Below are 19,864 nucleotides of genomic sequence, written 5' to 3'. Positions count from 1 at the left end.
ACTTTTAGCCCTTGCAAAACAGTCCATATAATGTGCCTAAAAGATGAATAGCATTCTGATCAATCACACGGTAATAAATAGTTTGGCTTTCGCGGCGAGTAGCCACTACATTGGCTTTGCGCAGTGCCGCTAGGTGCTGTGATAACGCAGACTGCGCTAGCGGTACGGCTTCGTTAAGCTGCGAAACACTCATTTCGGTATCTTGTAATGAGCATAAAATCATTAGTCGATTTTTATTCGCTAATATTTTTAATAGCTGCTCAGCTTGATCTACATTAGTCGCCATCGCTGTAAAGTCAATTTTCATACTATGCTCTTATTCTAAAATATGCACTTAGTATAAATTGCTAGATAAGAAATGTCTAACATTAGAATTTACTAATTTAATAATATCTAATATAGTGACTGTACTGAACTAAATAACTGGCCTACTATTATGAAACTCAATAACGCACTTCGTCTTATCGCTGGCATCATGATTGTTGTATCAATCCTTTTGCAAACGTATCACGATCCGAAGTGGATATACTTTACCGCTTTTATCGCTGTAAACTTAATTCAATCAGCTTTTACTAGCTGGTGCCCAATGATCACTCTATTACGCAAACTTGGCTTTAAGGAATAATCACCATGCTTACATCTATCCCCGATTTACTAAAAATTATTACGCCTAATCAACGTCGTATCGACGCCGAACAAGCTAAACAGGAGATCAGTGAAAACAAAGGATTACTCATTGATGTGCGTGAACCGGCTGAACATGCAACCAAAGCCGCTACCGGCGCAATTAATATTCCGCGCGGCTTACTTGAAATGAAGTTAATGGAAATAGAAAAAGACGCAGCACGCCCTATTTACTTACATTGCGCTAGTGGTGCGCGTGCAACATTAAGTGCTGAAGCACTGACACGCGTAGGTTATGAAAACGTCACAGTTATTACCTGTAAAGCAGAAGCTGTTTGTCAGGCATTTTAAAGGCCAAAAATTAAATCACTCGGCGATCAACCGATCGCCGAGCTTAAATAACATAATCCAAATTTAAAGGAACACTATGTTCAATTAAAATCAAAGATTGAAATTAATAAACTTCAACGCTAGTGTATAAAAAAGGAACACCCGTCTAAGGAAGACTTTATGAAAAAAGTTGCCGCTTTATTACTATTTTTACTCGGTATTGCTCACTCTGTAAATGCTGATGACAGCATTACCTTAATGGCATGTGAAGATTGTAATTATGACAGAGCCTCTGAACTAGCAAAAAGCAATGTACCATTAGCTCAATGCCACACTACACCCTCTGATCAAAAAGCTGCTATTGCTGATCAAACATGTGATTCAAATCCGCATAAAGTTATTATGATGGATGTCTCTGGTAACAACCACTTTGCATTTTTTGTGGGAAATCATAGTAAAAATGAGTCAGATAAATATATAGAAGCTACGATATTAAATAAAAATGATCTTATTGCTATATCTAAACAAAAAGCAATTGATGAGCATTTCTCAACATTTAAACACACACTTCAAACTGAACTAAGCCTAATGCCACTTTATCAAATAAGTCAGTCTTCTCATCTAGATAGACAAAACAACTGCCCCTCCCATGTAAATAATGCAGTAAAGGCTGTATTTGAAGAATATACATCATCTCGAATTCAAAACTGGGTAAATCATAAAGTTGAAAATAATATTAAAAATCCTGATAGCTTTTTTACATCAAAACCGATCATAGTTGGTGAGACCTTGTATCAGAGTCCGTGGAGTGAGGTGAGTAAGAATTTAAATTTAGAAGTTAATCTTAACAATGGAAGCGACGGGCAATACCGTGTTATTTTTTTAGCGAAGTGGATAAAAGAGTTAGGTGCGTTCAGTTTATCGGTAAACCCTTATTTAACTTATTTAGACGGTATTGCATTAAATCACTATAAAATATCAGCGCCATCAGTCTCCCAATGCTTAAAAAATGCTTTAGATAGAAATCTGTCATCATCAATGTCCTCGTATATTTCGAGCACTAATAATGGAGATACTTAGGGTTAGCATGTTGTAGGCGTCATCGGATGGCGCCTACAAATAAACAAGCCAAAAGCAATCCTTACTTAACCATATTCCCTTTAGCTCCCTATATGACCTAATCATTTTTTCTCTTCCAGAAGTGTAACTAGCATTTGCTCGATGTTTTTTACGCTGTAGGTAAGCGAGCGGATGAGCTCTACTTGGCTTTGTGGTTCATCGTTATTAGATTGGGCTGGCTGATCTGAAGTGAGGTTATCTTTTTGAGTTAAAATGGCTTCACGAAATTCACTGGCATTAACTACCCCAAGTAACGATACTAATGCACCGTGACCAGACTGCCCTGCAGTTTCAAAGCTTAAACCAAATAAACGCATCAACGGGCCTTGGCTTAACCCGACGTCAGTGATTTTTTCAAGTGGGATGGACTTTTCTTCTTTAAAAAACACACCGCGTTTTACTACTAGCTTACGCTCTAATAAGTTAGCTGACATTGCTTTAAGCATACGCCCTGCCACGATCCAAATTATTAAGGCTACGATTGGAATCAATGGGATACCAACCAAACACACTAAGCAGGTAATAACCCCTAGCGTGATCCAGTAAGATTTTACTTTAGGGTTAAAACTTGCGGTTTTCAGGGCTAACTCAGACATTCATTACCTCCTTGATATTTATTCTATTAACCTAGGGAATATTGTGGCTGAATGCAACTATAATAAAAAAGCCGAGTATAAAACTCGGCTTCGGCTATCTTAGTGAAAGCTTATTGTAAGTTAACAATAATAAAAGGCGCTTCGAGATCATTTGCATTAACCACAAAGCGATATTCTCCTTCGGTTTCAATTAACAAGCTCAAGTTATTATTAGAAGCCGCTAAAGGTGTTTCACTCCCTAATATTACTTCTGAACTATCTCCACCAGCTCCTAAATTGACAGTACTCCAATCACTGGTAGCAACTTTAAACTCATATGCATCACTTTGTGCACTTAGCTGTTTAGAAAAAGTATATAAACCATCACCTGTGTATGTGAATTGATCGTCTGTCCCCCACAAACTATCTGCCTCATTTAAACTGCCACGTAAATACAACGACACATTTCCAAATGGCCCTATTTTTGTCACTGTCAGAGTTGGGTTTTCTTTATCTGAAGCATTAAACGAGAACAAATAGTTATCTGCGGTGTCTGCCGTAAAGCTAATATTAGCTCCATTAAAACTAAGTTGTTTTTCTACTCCCAATTGAACAACAGCCTCTTGCTCTGAATTAGCACCAAAATTCACGAGTTCCCAACTCTCTGAAGCAACTTTGAAACCAAAGCTCTCCCCAGCTGTCAGCGCCTTCATAATTTGATACTCGCTACTGCCAACATATTCAAATTGATCAGAGAGCCCCCACTCATTTAAATCACCACGAAGATACACCTCAGTGCTGCCATAAGGGACGATATCTGGCGCACCAACAGTTGCATCAGCACTCAAGCCAGCGCCTTGGCTCTCGCCTTGTGGTTTAACAAACACAGCCATAGTGTAAGCAGGCACAGTGAACGTGCCGTCGGTTTCGTTTTCACTAAAACTCACACCCGCCATGGTACTATCTACACCATTTTTAAGAATAGGATGTAATTCAAACCCAGCAGCGGTTGGTACCGTATGTGAAAGCGCTTGCTCAGTGGCATTAATTACTACTACGAGCGCGTCAATTTGGTTATCTAAATCTGCAAAACCTTGACCGTCATCAATACTCATTACAATCAAACCATGTTGCTGGTTTTTACCAACATTGTGAAAACCTACACGGTCAATAACATCTTGCTCAGTGGTTAATCTAAATAACGGGCTTGCGCTACGGATAGCTAAGAACTCTTGGAATACATCACCTGCATAGGCAATGTCTTGTGGCATCGCCTGTGCATCTGCATTAGCTGAAATAGGCATTATTTCAGACCATTTTTCTTGGTTCTTCTCTGCGTTAGGTAGACCAATGTTCCAGTTATTATTCTCTTTGGTTAAATCAACAGCATTAAACCAATCACCGGCATTATAACTATCACGATCCATTGACTTAGAACGCAGTAAATCAGCACCCAGTTGCATAAACGGAATGCCTTGGCTCATAAGTGGAATAGACAACGCCATGTTGTGCGCACGCACACGTTGCTCAATACTCATGCTTGATGCATGCTTATATTGCAACTGATCCCACAGTGTTTCTCTATCATGCTTTGATACGTAGTTAATGGTGTCTGCTGGGTCTAAAGCATAAGCCGTCGGCTGCGTATTCCAGCTAAAGCTATTACCTTTTGCCGAATTACCTTTAAAGTCTTTCAGGATATAGTTTTGTAAATTACCCGCCAGTGATAAACGCAGAGTATCTTGGTCTGCTAAATTACCATCGGTCGGGTTATTGCTAAACATAGCCCCACCGCGCACAGCCTCACGGATGCGGTCATTGAATGTGCCAACTTCAGAGCCTGCCATATCAGCTTGCTTAGCTTGAGTGAACAATCGGTTATTAGCCACTTCACCAAAATCCCAGCCTTCGCCATAAAAGTAGTTGTCAGGGTCAACAGCTTGCACCGCTTCACGCGCTGCTAAAATTGAGGATTTAGGTATGTGGCCCATTACATCAAAACGGAAACTGTCATAACCAAAGTCGCGAGCAAGTATGACCAGTGAATCGCTAACAAACTTGTCCATCATCACATGTTCAGTTGCTGTGTTTTCACAACAGGTTGAGCGCTCTATCGTGCCTGATACTTCATTGTATCTGTGGTAATAACCAGGCACGAGTTTATCAAACACTGACTTTTCCCAAATGCCTGATGAGGTTGTGTGGTTGTATACCACATCAAGAACCACACGAAGACCGACTTCTTGCAGTGATTGCACCATGGCGCGTGTCTCTTTAACCCGAGCAATGCCCTCGCTGCTTGAAGCATACGAGCCTTCAGGAGCAATAAAGTGATGCGGGTCGTAACCCCAGTTAAAGCCGTCTAAATCACGCATCGCGCTGGCAAGTGCTTGAGCATCATCAGAACCCGGGAAGTAGCTTTGCATTAAATCAGCAATGATGCTGTTTTTATCTTCGATTTTACAAGCATCGGCGGTATCGTCTATTCGCTCACATAACTTACCTAGGGTGTCAGTGATTTCAACGCGCTTATCCGCATCTTCCTCAATGGTGCCAATGTCAGTGACTGGTAGTAAGTGAAAATGCGTTAAACCTTTGTCAGCTAGTTGCTTAAGGTGCTGCATTGGCACGCTTTCAAGTTCAGTGAATGCGAGGTATTTACCACGGTTTGCTTCGCTTACTGATTGATCACGCACACTAAAATCACGTACATGGCCTTCATAAATAACCGCATCTTCTGGGTTAGTAATCGTAGGCACGATACGCTCATCCCAGCCTTCTGGTTTAGTGTCTTCATCGGCTAAATTAATCAGCTGGCTGTATAAGCCATTGGCAGATACATTGAGTGAGTAAGGGTCTGTACTCCATAGCGACTCTATTTGCTGAGTCAGTGGGTGGTAAACATCAAAATTAAAGCGATAGTAATGGCGGTCATATTGCGTATCTAAACTTACTTGCCAAATACCTGTCTGCGTATTTAATGTCATTGGCGTGGAGTGCACTTGTGTTTTTGCATCATCAAACACGTTTAGCACCATGTTATTAGCGGTGGGTGCCCACACAGTTACATCAATCGTGTTATTGCCATAATTTACGCCAAGTAATGCCTCGTTAGCATCGTCTTCGCCTTGTGTGTAAAGGGCATCGAGTGCTTTAGCGGTTTGTACAAAGGTTGCTTCTAGTAGCTTGCCATCGGCATCGTAGCCTGCAACAACAAGCTGTTGCTTTATAAGCTGCTTTGCAGCGTCTGCATCCCAACTACCTTCATAAGCAGTCCAATCCGTTAAGTGTGGTACTTTTGCAGCTTGCTCATCACTTAACTCGCTTGCAGTCAGCTCAACGGTTTCACCATTTAGCCCAGTGTCTAAATCAACCACCAAGTCAGCGGCTGCTGAAGAATGTAACTTAATGATTTGTGTAAGCTCATTACTTGGCTTATATAATACTGTATTTAAATCAATCCAATGTGCTGATGCACCATCTATCGCCACCGGACGTTCGCCCAAGCTTAAAATAGGGTATTCAAACACCGAAGGCTCACCATGAATGGTAAAGTTCATACGCTGAAACTTTTCATCGTCTTGCATAAGCGGCATGGTTAAATCAACATCACCAAACGCTTTACCCGATCCTTCTGTGCCAATGTGCACAATAAAGTTAGCACACTCGTTATAACCTTCTTTGAGGTCAATTATCCAGTAGGCACCGTAGTTTGGGTCAATCCCATCGTATTCATGGCCGTTAGCCCAATCGCTCGTGTCAAACGGAGGTGCGTAAGCATCACACACATCGTTATTCCACGAATGTAATCGGTAACCTTCGTAGTTATCGTCGGCTAAACGGTTATAAAATAAAACTGCCTCACCTTCACCAGCAAATACAATAGGATCAGGCAATGTTGGGTCGGCGCCCACTACACAGCTTTCGTTTTTATCATCCGGTACAGTAGGCGCTGCACACGTTATAGGCTCAGGGTCCACACATTGCGAGCCTGCTTCGTTTGGTACTTGTGGCACATTACAGGTTAAAAGCTGCTGCCCCGACTCAACTTCATCTGTCCCACCACATCCTGCTAATATCATTAACCCTAAGGCTATTAGCAAATATTTAGACATTGTTATAATTTTCATTTTTAAACGCTCCGTTTGCTAATTAATGACTGTATGTAAAACCAAGATAAAACTGACGACCAAAGTACTGAGTAGTCCCTGTTCGCTGCTCTGAGCCAAAGTAACTTTGGGTTGGTTCATCGGTTAAGTTATTAACTTGCAAAAGCATGGTGAGTGAATCGCTAAAGCGATAAGACGTTTGAAAATCGATGACTGTTTCAGCATCAAAATTAACCACTTGTTCGTTAATGGCAACCTGCTCTGATACAAACTCATCGCGGTAACGTACATTAAGGCGGGTTTCAAAATCGTCTAAAGCATAAAATAACGTAGCATTAAGCACATTATTAGATAACCCAGGTAAAGATTGAACGAGAGTATCGCCCCCTAAACTGGTTATCGATTCAATTTCACTTTCGGTGTATGAGTAACTTGCATTAGCGCCTAAGCCATTAAATGGCTCTGGTAAAAAGGTAAACACTTGCGTATAGGCAAGCTCTAGCCCTCTAATGTAGCCACCTTCGCCATTATTAACTGCCGTGGTGTAAATACCGTTTGTTGTAGCAACTTGCTCACCACTGACCGGATCTTCTATAGAATCAGGGACATTAAAGCCATTACCTTTAAAGTCGAAGTTCTCAATCGATAACGTTTCAACAAACGAGTCTATATTTTTATAAAATAACGCCGCAGCAACAGTGCCGTTACCTTCTTCAAAATAATATTCGTAAGATAAGTCGTACTGGTCAGCATAAAAGGGTTTTAAAAATGGGTTGTTATTACTTGAACCGTTAATAACACCATCGTCACTTACGTTTGCGCTGGCATCGCCCGCTAAACGGTTAATTGGTGCACGCGACATGACTTTAGCCGCAGCAAAGCGTACAAGTGAATTGTCGTTAAGTTGCAGGTTTAAATTTAGCGAAGGCAGGTAATCTGTATATTTAGTGCCTAATACATTAGGCGCGTATAAGTCATTAACAATGCCGTTCTCATCAACAATATTTTGCGCACCTAAGCGCGCATCGCCTGCTACATTTTCAAGTACGGTTGCTGATTGGTCGGTTTCGATACGGCGCACACCCACATTACCTGATAGGTCAAGGCCGGCAATTTGCGTGTTAATGTTTACCATCACGTACGCGGCTAGCACATCTTCAAACACCGAACCGCTTTGTAACACTGACCACGAATAGTTAGTTGTGTAACCTTGCGCGTCGTCTACGCCATCGGCGTTGCCCCATGTTTGAACGGGTTCTGGCGTGCCATCTGGAAACCATGCATTAAGTGCTTTATCTAAATCAATGGCTAAATACGATGGGAAATAACTAAAGTCGCCCTGCCAATCAACCACTGATGCCATATCGTCGGTTAAACGCAAAGGGGGCTGCGTTGTTGAAAATGCCCCGTCGTTACCGTACTCAAACACCGAGCGCTTTCGGCTGTATTCTCTATCTGAATAGCGTGCACCAAATTCTACTGAGCTAAAAATATCGCTTTCTAGCTCGTATTTAAAATCGAGTCTAAATGCCGTTACTTCATCTTCGGTTTGATCAGGGTAAATACCATATTTACTGACCATTACTCGGTCTATATCGCTAAAGGCGGCCGCCTGATTAAACCCAACGTCAGGTAAATTTAAGCCATTTAATTGATAGTTAATTGCAACGTTGTTATCAAATACCGGCGTTTCTGCATTGGCATCTTCAGCCACTAAGCTCCACAACAAACCGTTTCTAAAATTACTTTTTGCGCGAGAAAGCGCTACATCAGCATTAACATTTAGTCTATCGGTTACTTGCCAATCGGCATTAACGCCAAAGCTGTCTACTTCGTCAAAATCTTGGTTGTCGTCATTCACTATTTCAACACGGGTATAACTTTTCGAAGTACGATTAACAGCAGCACCAATTACAGCATTACCATCAAGTTGCGCATTTGCGTATGCTGCAGATGGGCCGCCTAATTTAACCCTAAAACCGCGGGCAAATGACTCTTTATCAAAGCGCGATAAAAACGCATCACCTTTTAATTTAAAATTATCTACCGGTGCCCACTCTATGGCAGCCAAATAGCCATTACGGGTTTCTTCACCGCCTAAATGCTGTAGCTCAAAGCCCTCGCTAATGTATTCACTTTCTGGGCTATCTATGGGGCCATTTGTGTCGTTTGGTGCGCCATCAACATCTTTTCTATCGTTGTATGCAAGGCCAATAAACTGTGTTGCTACACTTGGCTGAAATAAACGCGCAAACCCCAGTGCTACACCTAATGTATCGTCTAAATATTTACCTTGATACGAAAAGCTAATTCGGTCACCAAACTCAGTGGCATCCGATACCTCAGATGCACGGTCGTTATACATACCGCGCACATTAGCTACAAATTTATGCTTTTGATCATTATTGAGTGGGCTGGCTGTTTCAAGCTCTACCGTACCTGCCACACCACCTTCTATAAGCGATGCCTTTGGCGATTTATATACTGCCGCAGAGCTAATTAATTCTGATGGGTATTGGTCAAACTCAATACTGCGGCTACCACTTGTAGATACCTGCTCACGACCGTTAAGTGTTGAAAATACAAAGCCGCCCGACAGCCCGCGTATATTAATTTGTGCAGCCTGCCCGCCAGTGCGCACAGCTGAAATACCCGGTAAACGAGTCAGTGCATCGGCCATTGAAATATCAGGCAATGCGCCTAGGTCATCAGCAGAAATTTGTTCTGACACCGTATCGCTAAATCGCTTTTGGTTAAGCGATTGAATTAAGCTGCGACTAAAGCCGCGCACTTCAATCACTTCTACATCGGTTTGAACTTGAGCGGGTTTACTCGTCTCTTCAGGTGGTTCTTCAGTAGCTGCAATAGCACTATTGGCGGCAAATAATGCCAGCATGAGCGCATTTAATTTAAACTTTTGCATGTGTGTGCCTTTTGGTTATTGTTTTGTGTGGTGTGTCAGTGCAGTAAAAACACAACCAACAAATTGTAACCAAAAGGTGAATATTTTGTGATGAATACGTATGCAGTATAGCCTGCTTAGGCTGTAGCTATTTTGAGCAATTTAGCTAGCAATAGCTTAAATACTCACTACCACCCTAATGGCTAAGGCAACAAATACAAAACCCAGTACTTTGTCTAACCATGGATTGTGTTTAGTAAACCCAAAACGGTTTTTAGAAAACTCTGTTAGGGCGGCAACAAGTAAGTACCAACCGGTATCAATCACAAATACAGTTAAACACATCACCATTGCAATGCTTAGGGTAAGATTTTCTGGATCAATAAACTGTGAAAACAAGGCTAAAAAGAAAATAGCAAGTTTGGGATTTAAAAAGGCAATGGCAAACCCATCTTGTAATGCTTTAATGCTACTCACTTCGCTATTTTGTATTTTAAGTTCATCATTGTTGGGTTTAGACAATAAAATTTTAATTCCTAGGTAAGCTAAATAGGCAGCGCCTAAATACACTAACACCTGATACACAGTAGGAAACTGTAGCATTAACGCACCCAAGCCAAGTAATGAGGCTCCCGCATATAGTCCCACTCCAATACCATGACTTAGCGCCGCTAGCATGCCGTTTTTCATACTGCCGTTGAGCGAATGCTTTAATACAACCGCAAGGCTTGGACCCGGCGACATTGCGCCCATCATACAAATAGCAACTAGGCCTAACCACATAGAGAGTGTCATTTACAGCTCGTCAATTTCAATAAACAATGTATAACCATGCACTTGCCCATAAAAACCGGTTATTGGCACTGCGCTAATTACTTTCCAGCCATCTTGATTTAATTCCTGTATGCGGTCATTCAGTGCGGCTATATCTACCCCACCCATAAAGCGGGTCTTTCTAAATTCGATTACTTTTTGCATTTAAATCCCTGTGTATCTTATAACGTGTATTGAAAATCGTAGTAATGTACACCGTTTTCAATGCGTATTTTCATACTGCCAGCTAATCCTTCTAGCTCATCAGTGCCTGAGTCGGAAATTACAGTTAAAATTAGGCTGTCTTGGCCTTTATCCATAGTGCCAAAATGTTGTAATACAAAACTGCCTTTTTTGCCTTCAAGTTCGCCTATTACTTGCTCTATTGCTACATAACCAGCACTGCCTTGCACAGGTGTCATAGCGCTTAACATTTCGCCTTGGCTAGAAGCATTAAGCTTGCCTGTAAATGTTTTATCAATCGACATACGCCCTAAATTAATGCCGTTTTGTCCTTTGGCATAGCCATCTAGTGGGGCTAATGCCACCGTAAATTGGCCTGTTACTATGTTGCTTGTCATAACAATTCCTTATTGATGATTTTTAAAGCTATTGATTTTTAATCCAATGATGCCATAATCTATACCTCAACTTATAAAAAGAATCCACTATGCCAAACAGTACCCCCGCAACTGAAAAAGCTGCCTTTAGCAGTTTATTGCCTATTTTTGCATTTATAAAACCCTATAAATGGATGGTTATAGCAGCCCTTGGCGCTTTATTAGTAACGGCTGGCGTTAATTTATCGTTAGGCCAAGGGGTTAAGTTTGTTATAGATCATGGCTTTATTGCGGGCTCTCAAGCGCAACTTCAACAAGCTGTATTGGTACTTATTGGTTTAATTAGCTTATTGGCTGTAGGCACCTTTAGCCGCTTTTATCTAATGTCGTGGATTGGTGAGCGAGTGAGTAACGATATTCGTAAAGCCGTGTTTAATCGCATTGTTACTTTGCACCCTAGCTACTTTGAAGAAAACCGCAGTGGCGAGCTTATGTCGCGTTTAACAACCGACACCACTTTGCTGCAATCAATTATTGGCTCATCGTTTTCTATGGCGCTGCGTAGCGCATTAATGCTGGTTGGCGGTTTGGTAATGTTATTAATTACCAACTTAAAGCTTACGCTCGTAGTGGTTGCGTGTGTGCCGCTGGTATTAGTGCCGATGATGGTATTTGGCAAAAAGGTGCGTAAACTTGCAAGCTCGAGTCAAGACGCCATTGCCGATATAAGCACCTATGCCGGCGAGATCATTCAAAATATTAAAGTGGTACAAAGCTATAGCCACGAAACACAAGAGCAACATGCTTTTGCACTTGAAACCGAAAAAGCCTTCAACGTTGCCAAAAGCCGCATTAAACAGCGCTCGTTTTTAATTGCCGCTGTAATATTTTTAACCTTTAGTGCCATTAGCGCAATGCTTTGGGTTGGCGGCAGTGATGTACTGGCAGGCACTATGACCGGGGGTGAACTGGGTGCGTTTGTGTTTTACGCTATTATGGTGGCAATGTCGGTGGCAACGGTTGCAGAAGTGTACGGCGAATTGCAAAGAGCGGCAGGCGCAGCCGCCCGCTTACTTGAATTACTTGCGGTAAAAAGTGAAATTGAAAATCCTGAAAACCCGCAAGACGCTCAGCTACAAAATAACGCAAGTTTACCTGCAATCTCGCTTGAAAATATCAGCTTTAATTATCCGTCTCGCCCGGATGTCAGTGCACTTAACAAAATAAGCTTAAGCATTTCGCAAGGTCAAACAGTCGCTATTGTTGGCCCATCTGGCGCAGGTAAAACAACCTTATTTGAGCTACTACAGCGCTTTTACGACCCAGCTAGTGGCGCAATAAAATTTCACGATATTGATATTAAGTCGCTCTCTTTAAACACTCTGCGCGATAAAATGGGCATGGTGGCACAAAACCCTATTTTATTTAGCTCAGATGTAATGCATAACATTCGTTACGGCAATCCAAACGCCACTGATGAACAAGTATACGCTGCTGCAAAACATGCTCATGCCGATGAATTTATTAAACAATTACCACAAGGTTACAACAGCTTTTTAGGCGAGCAAGGCGTTAGGTTATCGGGTGGGCAAAAGCAGCGTATTGTACTTGCTAGGGCTATTTTAAAAGACCCTGAAATACTCCTTCTTGATGAAGCAACCAGCGCACTCGATGCGCAAAGCGAGCACCATGTTCAAGCCGCGCTTGAGCACTTAATGCAAAATAGAACCACGCTTATAATTGCGCATAGGCTAGCAACAGTTATCCACGCAGATATGATTGTAGTCATGGAGAATGGCGAAATTATTGCAACGGGCACTCACCAAGAATTAGTCGCAAGTAACCCGTTGTATCAAAAGCTGTGTGAATTACAGTTTAATAAGGATTAACCCTCTGTGTTTGGCACTATTTGAATTTCTACACGGCGGTTTTGAGCACGGCCATTTGCAGTATCGTTAGTGGCAATTGGGCGTGTTTCACCAAAGCCGCTAGTGCTAATACGCGCTGCCATAATGTCTTGGTTGGCTAAGTAAGCTTTTACACTTTGAGCACGTTCGCGCGATAAGTTCATGTTGTAGCTATCTTGCCCTGTGCTATCTGTATGCCCTTCTACGCTTAGGTAGGTTTTCTCATACTTGTTCATAACTTTAGCAATGGCGTTTAGGGTATCGTTAAACCCTGTTGAAATGTATGATTGGTCGGTTGCAAACGTAATATTAGATGGCATAACCAAGCGCAAGTTATCGCCTTCACGTACCACCTCAACACCCGAGCCGGCTAATTCATCACGAAACGCTTCTTCTTGCTTATCCATGTAGTCACCTACAGCAGCACCTGCTAATGCGCCAATAGCAGCACCAATAAATATACGCTTGTCTTTGTGGTTACCTGTTGCTTTACCCAACACGCCACCAGCAGCTGCACCAATTGCCGCGCCTTTGCCGGTGTTATTCATTTCGCAACCTGAAAGTAATACGGCTACCACTGTAACGCTTAAAAGTGATTTTGATAATGTCATGATGATGTCCTATTCATTTAGAATTTAGCAACAGTATGAAATTACCTGTATGAACAAACTATGAAGTGCGTAACAATCGCCTTATAATTTTGTTATTAACCCTACAAAATTGAGTTTTAATAAATATGTCACATTCCTTTGTGACAATTTAATGAATTCAAAAAAGGATAAAAGCGCAATGCTAATTGCTATTTTTAGACAGTTTTTTTTACTTGGCTGCATGAGCTTTGGTGGTCCAGCGGCACACTTAGGCTATTTTAAGCGCCACTTTGTAGATACACTAAACTGGATCACCAACACACGCTACGCGCAATTAATTAGTTTAAGCCAAGCGTTGCCGGGGCCTGGTTCGAGCCAAGTAAGCTTTGCTATTGGCGTTGAACGCGCAGGGATATTAGGTGGTATTACCGCGTTTGTTGGTTTTACGCTGCCATCTTTTTTAATTATGGTGATATTGGCTGTTAGTGCACACCAATTTGATGCCGTTTACTATGCCATTATTGCGGGCTTAAAATTATTTGCCGTGGTTATTGTAGCCGACGCCACACTGTCTATGGCTAAAAGCTTTTGCACAAGTGCGGTGCTTAAGTTACTTGCCGTATTAAGCACCTTAGCGCTTGTTTTACTGCCCGTGTTAAGCACGCAAATTGCAGTTTTAGTTATTGCTGCAACTGTTGGTGCTATATGGCCTTTATTAAAATTAGGCGAGGCAAATCAAAATACGAATACCGACACAAAAAGTAATATTAACTGGGTTGCTCTGAGCTTATTTGCATTATTACTGGCTATTAGCTTTGCCCCGCTTGGAAAAGAATTTGCATTATTTGCGCCTTTTTACCAAGCAGGCGCTATGGTGTTTGGTGGTGGGCACGTTGTATTACCCGTACTGCAAGCTGCTGTACCTGCGCTGAGTGACGATCAGTTTTTAAGTGCTTATGCCAGCGCTCAAGCAATCCCTGGCCCTATGTTTACTATTGCTACTTATTTAGGTGCACAACTTAATACTGCGCAGCCTTTATTTGGCGCACTGGTTGCTACGTTATTAATTTTTGCACCCGGCTTTTTATTGATGTTAGCATTTCAAAAAAGCTGGCTTAACTTGGCTAATAAACCGCGTTTTGCTAGTTCAATTGCCGCACTTAATGCCGCCGTTGTGGGCTTTTTGGCCGCAGCTTTATACTCACCTATTTGGACATCGGCAGTGCACAGCTGGTTACATATTGGGTTAGTTGTTGTAGCTTTTGCATGGCTACGACTTAAAAAGCCACCTATTTGGTGGCTATTAATATTATTTATTAGTGTGGGTCTTGCACAGCATTATTGGGCACTTTAATACTAGGCTTTTCAGTTTGCCCTGCATTGGTTGTTGGGCTTAACTGCCCACTCACACTTTGATAGGCGCGCAATCCAAAAATAGGCAGCACGGCAAGTAAGTGATCCATTATTTCGGCTTGCAAATGTTCGTAAGAAATCCAGCGCTTATCTTCACTAAAGCAGTAAAACTCAATAGGTAAACCGTGGTTTAAAGGTTGAAGCTCCCGCACCATTAAAGTAAGCGAAGAGTTTATTTTACTATGCTGCTTTAAATACCCTTCGGCATAACGACGAAACAGCCCTAAATTAGACACAGGCTCTGGCAATGCCGATACACGAATATACTCGTGCAGCGGAATAGCGGCGTCTATTTGCGCTCTAAACTCGTCGTTTACTAGGCAAATGCTGTTCATATCAATATTGAGTGAGCGCTTAATACGCCTTCCACCCGACTCCTGCATACCACGCCAGTTTTTAAACGAGCCTGCCACCAGCATGTACGTAGGAATAGTCGTAATAGTGTTATCCCAGTTACGTACTTTTACCGTGTTTAAGCCTAAGTCTATTACCTCACCATCGGCGCCATAATTATCAACTTGGATCCAATCGCCATAAGTCACTAATCGGTTAGCCGCAATTTGTATACTGGCAACAAACCCTAAAATCGTATCTTTAAATACTAATAAAGTGACGGCGGCAATCGCACCAAAACCCGAAAGAATATACGTCGGTGATTTTTCAAGCACAATACTAACAATTAAAATGCCACAAACAATAAAGGTAATTAGCTTTACAACTTGCACAAGGCCCTGAATGGGGACTTCTCGAGCAAAGTCTAATTGGTTATAAATAGCAGCAGCGATACTGACAATGCTGCTGATAATAAAACCGGTGTAAATAATTAATAAAGCTTGGCCTATGGTTTTAAGTATTTCAGCCGCTAACTCACCAACCGGATAAAAACTGTCGAAGGTGGCTAAAAACAATACACAACACAGTAGCCCAGCAATACGCTTATTAAGCTTAGTTAACATTGGAGAAAGCGCGCCAATACGCTCAGGCGATAACTTAGTAACCACCTTTTGAATACCTGGCAGCATAAGCCTGCGAGTAAATAAATACACAACAAATAACGAACAAATGCCAATGGCGGTAGCCGTTAATGCACTAAAAAAAGCAGCGTCGGGGACGTTTTCAAACCAAGGGGCAATTAGCTCTTGTATATGGGTGTTGGTCATAGTGTTTTGGCTTCCTTACTAATTTGTGCATCTGGCATAGCTTGCTGAGCATAAATACCTGCCAATTGCTTATCTTTTGCAACCCATAAGTCGTTCACATATTGTTGAAAGTTAGCTTTGAACGCTTCATCTGTTTGGTAACTACCTAACATAGTGTCGGTAATAGCCATTACATCAATTGATACGTGAATAGAGTCTAGCTCACCTTTTAATAAGTTGCGGCACACATGATCTGACTTACCCCTATAGACCAAACTGGTATTTAACATAGCATCAAACTGGGTTCCGAGTACCTCAAGTGCAAATGCAATTCCGCCTGCTTTTGGCTTTAGTAAATGCTTAAACGGGCTTTGCTGTTGTGCATGTTTAGCGGGGGTATAACGCGTTCCTTCAACAAAGTTGATAATAGTTGTTGGATGGTTACGAAAGTTACGACAGCTGTTTTTGGTACGCTCTATGTCTAACCCTTTAAGCTTTGGGTTTTGAGCTATTTGCGCTTTGCTTACACGTTTCATAAATGGCATTCCCATCGCCCACGCACCTGTGCCAATAAATGGCACATACTTTAAATCGTCTTTTAAAAAAAACTTAGGGGCGGGTAACGCATGCATCGAACTAAGTACCGTAATATCTAACCAACTCATATGGTTACAAATTAGTAAGTACCAACTTTTTGAGTTTAAATCACCTTTTACATCAATTTTAATATCTGGGCAGCCTAGCCATAAACCTAACCGATTACCGTTACACCATCCCCGATAAGCGCTATGTAATAAACGATTAACAGCATGGATAGGCAGTAATAACTTCACTAATCCTAAAAGTAATACCAATACGCCAAAAATTATAAGATTAGTAAATAATACGCAGCCTACAATTAGGCCATTTAGCCAATTTGGTAACCATTTTTTTAGCATAACTGTAAGCTCACCGTGTTATTTTGTACTTGTTGGGGCGTCAAGTGATTGCAACGTTTGTTCTTTTTCTTCCCATAAACGATTTAACTCGCTTTGAAAACGAACTCTAAATTCAGAATCACCCGTGTAATCACCAATTAACTCATCACTTACCGGCATGACATTCACGTGTACATTAATATTTTTTACTTTCCCACCAGCAAAGTCCATAAACGTAGGAATACCGTCAGGGTAATGCAAAGTAACATTCACTACTTGAGAAATTTGCTCACCCATTGCTTGCATAACAAAGGCAATGCCACCGGCTTTTGGTTTTAATAAATGCGGAAATGGGCTTTGCTGTTTTGCATGTTTACTTTGTGTAAAGCGCGTACCTTCAACAAAGTTAACTACCGTTACAGGCATTTCTTTAAATTTTTCGCAGGCTTTACGTGTTGTTTCTAAGTCTTTGCCACGTAATTTAGGGTTCTTTTTAAGCTGACTTTTGCTCGTGCGCGTCATAAATGGAAAGTCGAGCGCCCACCAACATAAGCCCAAAATAGGCACATAAATAAGCTCTTTCTTTAAAAAGAAATTTAAAAACGGAATTTTACGATTAAATACGCGCTGTAATACTAAAATGTCTACCCAGCTTTGATGATTGGCAATCACCAAGTACCAATCTTTTAGTTTAAGAGAATCCAAGCCCGTCACGTTAAGTTTTGTTGGTGTAAGTAACAACTGGTTTAAGGTATTGAACGACACCCAAATAGTAGCGCACTGTTTAGCAACCCAACTCAATAACTTTTGTAATGGTTTGATAGGAATAAGCTTTAATAAGCCACAAATAAAAATAGGTATAAACCAAAAAAGTGTGTTTAATGCATAAAAAATAAGACTAAAAACACTACGAATAACTGACATTACTTCTATTCCTTTAACGGTGCGCAGCATTAAACACTGCGCATTTATACTTAAAAATTAATCTTCAAAATAGGTATAACCTTCAAGGCCCGCATTGAGCTCGGCTAAATAACCCGCTTTACACTGCTCTGAGGCATCTAGTTTATTAATTTGATAAGCAAAATTTTCGGCTAAAATAGCGCTATCGTAATCAACAAACTTTAATACATCCTTAACGCTATCACCTTTTATGGCATTGGTTAATACATAGCCGTCGTCGTTTAGCTCAACATGCACTGAATCGGTATCACCAAATAGGTTATGTAAATCGCCTAAAATCTCTTGATACGCGCCAACCATAAACATAGCAAGGTGGTATTGTTCGCCATGCTTATATTCAGGAATTGGCAAGCTGGTTTCAATACCTGCACCTTCAACGTATTCGCGAATTTGCCCATCCGAGTCACAAGTAATATCTTGAATAATGGCGCGCTGAGTAAGCGGTTGCGTTAAGTTTTCGATTGGCATAACCGGAAACAACTGCTGTATGCCCCACACATCTGGTAACGACTGAAACAGTGAAAAATTAACAAACAGTTTATCGGCTAATTTTTCATTTAAATCGTCGAGTACTTCTCGGTGAGCTCGCGCGTTATTGCTAAGCGACGCACGCACGCGATGCAAAATAGTAAAGTAAAGCTGCTCTATTTTCGCCCACTCTAGCATGCTTACTAAACCGTGTACGTACTGATCGTGTGCTTCGCTAAATAAGTGCATCGCATCGTGATAAATTTCGAGCGCCATACGCGGATTCAAACGCTGTAAACATTGCCACATTTCATCAAGCACTAACACGCTGTTTTCAAGCGGTGGTTCAGGATTTAAATGATTGGGTGCTTTTTCAACGTCAATTACGTCGGTAATGAGTACCGCATGATGGGCTGTTAAAGCGCGGCCTGACTCGGTAATAATAGCTGGATGGGTTAAATCGTGTTGGTCGCACACTTCCGCAAACGCATTGACTACGTTGCGGGCGTATTCTTCCACTGTGTAGTTCATTGAGCACGCACTGCGAGAGCCCGAGCCTTCATAATCAACGCCTAAACCGCCACCTACATCAACCGTATTCAGTGGTACGCCTAGTTGCGTTAACTCTGCAAAGTGACGCGCACACTCACGAAGTGCGCGGTGTATATCACGAATATTGGCAATTTGAGAGCCAATATGAAAATGTACCATTTGCATTAAGTGTAATTTATTGTGTTTTTTAAGCACTTCTACTGCGCTTAATACTTGCCCTGCAGTTAAACCAAACTTACCTTTTTCGCCACCCGTATTTTGCCACTTACCTTTACCCACCGAATTTAAGCGTATACGAATGCCAATTGCAGGCTCTATGCCTAAGTTATCTATTTCTTCAAGTAAGGTGGTTAGCTCTGATAGCTTTTCGACCACTATTTTTACGCTGTGCCCCATGGCCTGACCAATACACGCTAAACGTAAAAACTCACTGTCTTTGTAGCCGTTACATACAATGGTAATTGGCTCTTTTGCCACACCTAAAATAGCCATTAGCTCAGGCTTTGAACCCGCTTCAAGACCAACTAAACCACTTGGGTGCGCCAATAACTTACTCACCACAGAGCGCTGCTGATTTACTTTAATAGGATAAACACAGGTGTATTTGCCATTATATTCGCGGCTACTGCGCGCTTTGGTAAAAGCATTAGTAAGCGTATCTACACGATTTTTTAAAATGTCGGTAAAGCGCACTAAAACAGGCAATGTTAGCCCTTGTTGTTTAAATTGCTCTGTTAAGTCTGTTAAAGAGATTGCGGCTTTATTTTGATCGCCGTCGGGGTAGGCAACCAATTCGCCTTGTGCATTGATATCAAAATAGCCATCACTCCAATGAGCAACATTATAAGTAGCACGTGCTGTTTCTAAACCCCAGGTCATGGCA

General features: G+C 41.5%; 17 protein-coding genes. 5 read left to right on the top strand and 12 right to left on the bottom strand.

Going from position 1 to position 19,864, the window contains the following annotated elements:
• Positions 1-4: 4 nt before the first annotated feature.
• Complete coding sequence (locus PS1M3_RS01025) at positions 5-307, bottom strand: metalloregulator ArsR/SmtB family transcription factor (RefSeq protein WP_203985788.1); 303 nt, start codon at positions 305-307, stop codon at positions 5-7.
• Between the two features lie 129 nt (positions 308-436).
• Between PS1M3_RS01025 and PS1M3_RS01020 the strand changes: the two genes are divergently transcribed.
• The 3 genes from PS1M3_RS01020 to PS1M3_RS01010 all read left to right on the top strand — a co-directional run bounded on the left by PS1M3_RS01020 (position 437) and on the right by PS1M3_RS01010 (position 2,034).
• On the top strand, positions 437-625 hold the full coding sequence (locus PS1M3_RS01020; protein ID WP_008467276.1) for a DUF2892 domain-containing protein: 189 nt from the start codon (positions 437-439) through the stop codon (positions 623-625).
• A gap of 5 nt (positions 626-630) precedes the next feature.
• A complete protein-coding gene (locus PS1M3_RS01015) occupies positions 631-975 on the top strand; it encodes a rhodanese-like domain-containing protein (protein WP_008467278.1) in 345 nt (114 codons plus the stop codon).
• A gap of 159 nt (positions 976-1,134) precedes the next feature.
• Complete coding sequence (locus tag PS1M3_RS01010; RefSeq protein ID WP_008467280.1) at positions 1,135-2,034, top strand: hypothetical protein; 900 nt, start codon at positions 1,135-1,137, stop codon at positions 2,032-2,034.
• Positions 2,035-2,135: 101 nt separating this feature from the next.
• Here the strand turns inward: PS1M3_RS01010 and PS1M3_RS01005 are convergent, their stop codons facing one another.
• From PS1M3_RS01005 to PS1M3_RS00980, 6 genes are all read right to left on the bottom strand, one after another.
• Complete coding sequence (locus tag PS1M3_RS01005) at positions 2,136-2,669, bottom strand: PH domain-containing protein (protein WP_203985785.1); 534 nt, start codon at positions 2,667-2,669, stop codon at positions 2,136-2,138.
• Between the two features lie 110 nt (positions 2,670-2,779).
• Positions 2,780-6,778, bottom strand: coding sequence for an alpha-1,6-glucosidase domain-containing protein (locus tag PS1M3_RS01000; protein WP_203985782.1), 3,999 nt, complete (start codon positions 6,776-6,778; stop codon positions 2,780-2,782).
• Positions 6,779-6,800: 22 nt separating this feature from the next.
• Positions 6,801-9,680, bottom strand: a complete 2,880-nt coding sequence (locus PS1M3_RS00995) for a TonB-dependent receptor (protein WP_008129863.1) — start codon at positions 9,678-9,680, stop codon at positions 6,801-6,803.
• Positions 9,681-9,836: 156 nt separating this feature from the next.
• On the bottom strand, positions 9,837-10,454 hold the full coding sequence (locus PS1M3_RS00990) for a LysE family translocator (RefSeq protein ID WP_058551409.1): 618 nt from the start codon (positions 10,452-10,454) through the stop codon (positions 9,837-9,839).
• The gene (locus PS1M3_RS00985) at positions 10,455-10,637 is read right to left on the bottom strand and encodes a hypothetical protein (RefSeq protein WP_058403592.1); all 183 of its coding nucleotides are present in this window, start codon (positions 10,635-10,637) and stop codon (positions 10,455-10,457) included.
• Positions 10,638-10,654: 17 nt separating this feature from the next.
• Positions 10,655-11,053 (bottom strand): DUF3224 domain-containing protein, encoded by a 399-nt coding sequence (locus PS1M3_RS00980; protein WP_006794216.1) that lies wholly within the window; start codon positions 11,051-11,053, stop codon positions 10,655-10,657.
• Positions 11,054-11,142: 89 nt separating this feature from the next.
• Here PS1M3_RS00980 and PS1M3_RS00975 point away from each other — a divergent pair, with 89 nt between their 5' ends.
• Positions 11,143-12,921, top strand: a complete 1,779-nt coding sequence (locus PS1M3_RS00975) for an ABC transporter transmembrane domain-containing protein (RefSeq protein WP_006794215.1) — start codon at positions 11,143-11,145, stop codon at positions 12,919-12,921.
• On the opposite strand, the gene PS1M3_RS00970 is transcribed toward PS1M3_RS00975, so the two are convergent.
• A complete protein-coding gene (locus PS1M3_RS00970) occupies positions 12,918-13,550 on the bottom strand; it encodes an OmpA family protein (RefSeq protein WP_008129859.1) in 633 nt (210 codons plus the stop codon). The genes PS1M3_RS00975 and PS1M3_RS00970 overlap by 4 nt on opposite strands.
• 178 nt (positions 13,551-13,728) lie before the next feature.
• On the opposite strand from PS1M3_RS00970, the gene chrA reads away from it, so the two are divergent.
• A complete protein-coding gene (gene chrA, locus PS1M3_RS00965) occupies positions 13,729-14,883 on the top strand; it encodes a chromate efflux transporter (protein ID WP_203987239.1) in 1,155 nt (384 codons plus the stop codon).
• Here chrA and PS1M3_RS00960 read toward each other — a convergent pair.
• From PS1M3_RS00960 to speA, 4 genes are read right to left on the bottom strand one after another with little or no spacing between them, the layout of a single operon-like run.
• The gene (locus PS1M3_RS00960; RefSeq protein ID WP_008129857.1) at positions 14,846-16,102 is read right to left on the bottom strand and encodes a mechanosensitive ion channel family protein; all 1,257 of its coding nucleotides are present in this window, start codon (positions 16,100-16,102) and stop codon (positions 14,846-14,848) included. The genes chrA and PS1M3_RS00960 overlap by 38 nt on opposite strands.
• On the bottom strand, positions 16,099-17,019 hold the full coding sequence (locus PS1M3_RS00955; protein WP_203985779.1) for an acetyltransferase: 921 nt from the start codon (positions 17,017-17,019) through the stop codon (positions 16,099-16,101). The genes PS1M3_RS00960 and PS1M3_RS00955 overlap by 4 nt, the downstream gene beginning before the upstream one ends.
• 18 nt (positions 17,020-17,037) lie before the next feature.
• Complete coding sequence (locus tag PS1M3_RS00950) at positions 17,038-17,922, bottom strand: acyltransferase (protein ID WP_008129852.1); 885 nt, start codon at positions 17,920-17,922, stop codon at positions 17,038-17,040.
• A 57-nt stretch (positions 17,923-17,979) separates the two neighbouring features.
• Positions 17,980-19,860 carry a biosynthetic arginine decarboxylase gene (gene speA, locus PS1M3_RS00945; RefSeq protein WP_058430130.1) on the bottom strand — a complete coding sequence of 627 codons (1,881 nt, stop codon included), beginning with the start codon at positions 19,858-19,860 and terminating at the stop codon, positions 17,980-17,982.
• Positions 19,861-19,864 lie beyond the last annotated feature (4 nt).

Origin of the sequence: Pseudoalteromonas sp. PS1M3, assembly GCF_016865405.1 — a bacterium.
GTDB lineage: Bacteria > Pseudomonadota > Gammaproteobacteria > Enterobacterales > Alteromonadaceae > Pseudoalteromonas > Pseudoalteromonas marina.
Note: the sequence above shows the minus strand (reverse complement) of the source record. Positions and strands in the feature narration are given on the sequence as shown.

Coding starts and splice junctions, on each gene's coding strand:
- PS1M3_RS00955 (WP_203985779.1), bottom strand. CDS start 17,019: ATGCTAAAAAAATGGTTACCAAATTGGCTAAATGGCCTAATTGTAGGC.
- PS1M3_RS01015 (WP_008467278.1), top strand. CDS start 631: ATGCTTACATCTATCCCCGATTTACTAAAAATTATTACGCCTAATCAA.
- PS1M3_RS01025 (WP_203985788.1), bottom strand. CDS start 307: ATGAAAATTGACTTTACAGCGATGGCGACTAATGTAGATCAAGCTGAG.
- PS1M3_RS00950 (WP_008129852.1), bottom strand. CDS start 17,922: ATGTCAGTTATTCGTAGTGTTTTTAGTCTTATTTTTTATGCATTAAAC.
- PS1M3_RS01005 (WP_203985785.1), bottom strand. CDS start 2,669: ATGTCTGAGTTAGCCCTGAAAACCGCAAGTTTTAACCCTAAAGTAAAA.
- PS1M3_RS00960 (WP_008129857.1), bottom strand. CDS start 16,102: ATGACCAACACCCATATACAAGAGCTAATTGCCCCTTGGTTTGAAAAC.
- PS1M3_RS01010 (WP_008467280.1), top strand. CDS start 1,135: ATGAAAAAAGTTGCCGCTTTATTACTATTTTTACTCGGTATTGCTCAC.
- PS1M3_RS00980 (WP_006794216.1), bottom strand. CDS start 11,053: ATGACAAGCAACATAGTAACAGGCCAATTTACGGTGGCATTAGCCCCA.
- PS1M3_RS01000 (WP_203985782.1), bottom strand. CDS start 6,778: ATGAAAATTATAACAATGTCTAAATATTTGCTAATAGCCTTAGGGTTA.
- PS1M3_RS00970 (WP_008129859.1), bottom strand. CDS start 13,550: ATGACATTATCAAAATCACTTTTAAGCGTTACAGTGGTAGCCGTATTA.
- PS1M3_RS00990 (WP_058551409.1), bottom strand. CDS start 10,454: ATGACACTCTCTATGTGGTTAGGCCTAGTTGCTATTTGTATGATGGGC.
- speA (WP_058430130.1), bottom strand. CDS start 19,860: ATGACCTGGGGTTTAGAAACAGCACGTGCTACTTATAATGTTGCTCAT.
- PS1M3_RS00985 (WP_058403592.1), bottom strand. CDS start 10,637: ATGCAAAAAGTAATCGAATTTAGAAAGACCCGCTTTATGGGTGGGGTA.
- chrA (WP_203987239.1), top strand. CDS start 13,729: ATGCTAATTGCTATTTTTAGACAGTTTTTTTTACTTGGCTGCATGAGC.
- PS1M3_RS00995 (WP_008129863.1), bottom strand. CDS start 9,680: ATGCAAAAGTTTAAATTAAATGCGCTCATGCTGGCATTATTTGCCGCC.
- PS1M3_RS00975 (WP_006794215.1), top strand. CDS start 11,143: ATGCCAAACAGTACCCCCGCAACTGAAAAAGCTGCCTTTAGCAGTTTA.
- PS1M3_RS01020 (WP_008467276.1), top strand. CDS start 437: ATGAAACTCAATAACGCACTTCGTCTTATCGCTGGCATCATGATTGTT.